This is a genomic window from Aquabacterium sp. A08, from assembly GCF_011742065.1.
The window spans coordinates 1-1,772 of record NZ_JAAQQT010000580.1 but is presented as its reverse complement, the minus strand read 5'-3'; the positions used below and the strand labels follow the sequence as shown (position 1 = coordinate 1,772).

Here is a 1,772-nt window from a genome sequence, read left to right as displayed (position 1 = left end):
CACATCGGCCTGTACGCCGGCGTGCCGCAAGACGTGCCGGCCATCATGGCGCAGCGCATCTGCGGCACCGGCTTTGAGCTGTTCCGCCAGGCCGGTGAGCAGATCGAGGCCGGCGCCTGCGACGCCGCGCTGGTGGTGGGCACCGAGAGCATGACGCGCAACCCCATTGCCGCCTTCGACCACCGCACCGGCTTCAAGCTGGGCGCGCCGGTGGGTTTCAAGGACTACATGTGGGAGGCGCTGAAAGACCCGGCCGCTGGCATCAACATGATCCAGACCGCCGAAAACCTGGCCAAAAAATACGGCATCAACCGCGAGGACGTGGACCAGTTCGCGTCTGATTCCTTCGCCAAGGCCGTGGCCGCTCAAGAGGCGGGCTTCTTTGACGGCGAAATCGTGCCGGTGGTGACCGAGAAGTTCGAGCTGGAGGGCTACAAGGCCCGGGGCATCAAACTGCAAGGCAAGGTCACCAGCGTGGACCGCGACACCCACCCGCGCATTTCGCCGGTGGAAGTGCTGGCCAAGCTCAAGCCGGTGTACGAAGGCGGTGTGCAGACCGGTGGCAACAGCTCCGCGCTGGTGGACGCCGCCGCGGCTTGCGTGGTCACCTCGGGTGCCTACGCCAAAGCCCACGGCAAGCAGCCCGCCGCCCGCGTGGTGGCCGCCGCTGCGGTGGGCGTGCCGCCCGAAATCATGGGCATCGGCCCGGCACCGGCCATCCGCCTGTTGCTGGAACGCACCGGCCTGAAGCTGTCCGACATCGGCCGCTTCGAGATCAACGAAGCCCAGGGTGCACAGACGCTGGCCGTGGGCCGCGAACTGGGCCTGGACCTGGCCAGGCTCAACGTGAACGGCGGCGCCATCGCGCTGGGCCACCCGCTGGCCTGCACCGGCGTGCGCCTCACCATCACCCTGGCGCGCGAGCTGCGCCGCAGCGGCCTGCGCTACGGCATCTCCAGCGCTTGCGTGGGCGGCGGCCAGGGCATTGCGCTGCTGATCGAGAACCCGGACGCGGCCTGATTTTTTTAAGGAAACACCATGGACATTCAAGGCAAAGCAGCCCTCGTCACCGGCGGCGGCTCCGGTTTGGGCGAGGCCACCGCCCGCGAACTCGCCCGCCTGGGCGCGAAAGTGGCGGTGCTGGACGTGAACCTGGACAACGCCCAGCGCGTGGCAGCCGACATCGGCGCTGAATTTGGTAACGGCTGCGCCGTGGCGGTGCAATGCGACGTCACCAGCCCCGACAGCGTGCAGGCCGCCATTGACGCCGCCGCCGCGGCCCACGGCCCGGCCCGCATCCTGATGCAGATCGCCGGCATCGGCACCGCCAGGCGCGTGGTCGGCAAGGACGGCAACGCCGCACCGCTGGAAGATTTCGCCAAGGTCATCAACGTCAACCTGATCGGCACCTACAACGTGGCCCGGCTGTTCGCCGCCGCCTGCGCCAAGCTGGACCCGATGGACGACGGCGAACGCGGCGCCATGGTGTTCACCGCCTCGGTCGCCGCCTACGACGGCCAGGTGGGCCAGCAGGCCTACAGCGCCTCCAAAGCCGGCGTGGTGGGCATGACCCTGCCCATGGCGCGCGATCTGGCGCAGCACGGCATCCGCGTCTGCACCATCGCCCCCGGCCTGTTCGCCACCCCGCTCATGGCCACCCTGCCCGAGCCGGTGCAGCAGTCGCTGGCGGCCAGCATCCCCTTCCCCTCGCGCCTGGGCAAGCCCAGCGAGTTCGCCGAACTGGCCTGCCACATCGTCAGCAACGGCCACCT

General features: G+C 69.1%; 2 protein-coding genes. Both read left to right on the top strand.

Annotated elements, in window-relative coordinates:
* On the top strand, positions 1–1,020 hold a 1,020-nt coding region (locus HA630_RS07085; protein WP_166833643.1), incomplete at its 5' end, for a thiolase family protein.
* Between the two features lie 18 nt (positions 1,021–1,038).
* Positions 1,039–1,772: SDR family NAD(P)-dependent oxidoreductase (locus HA630_RS07080; RefSeq protein ID WP_166833641.1), on the top strand; the 734-nt coding region annotated here is incomplete at its 3' end.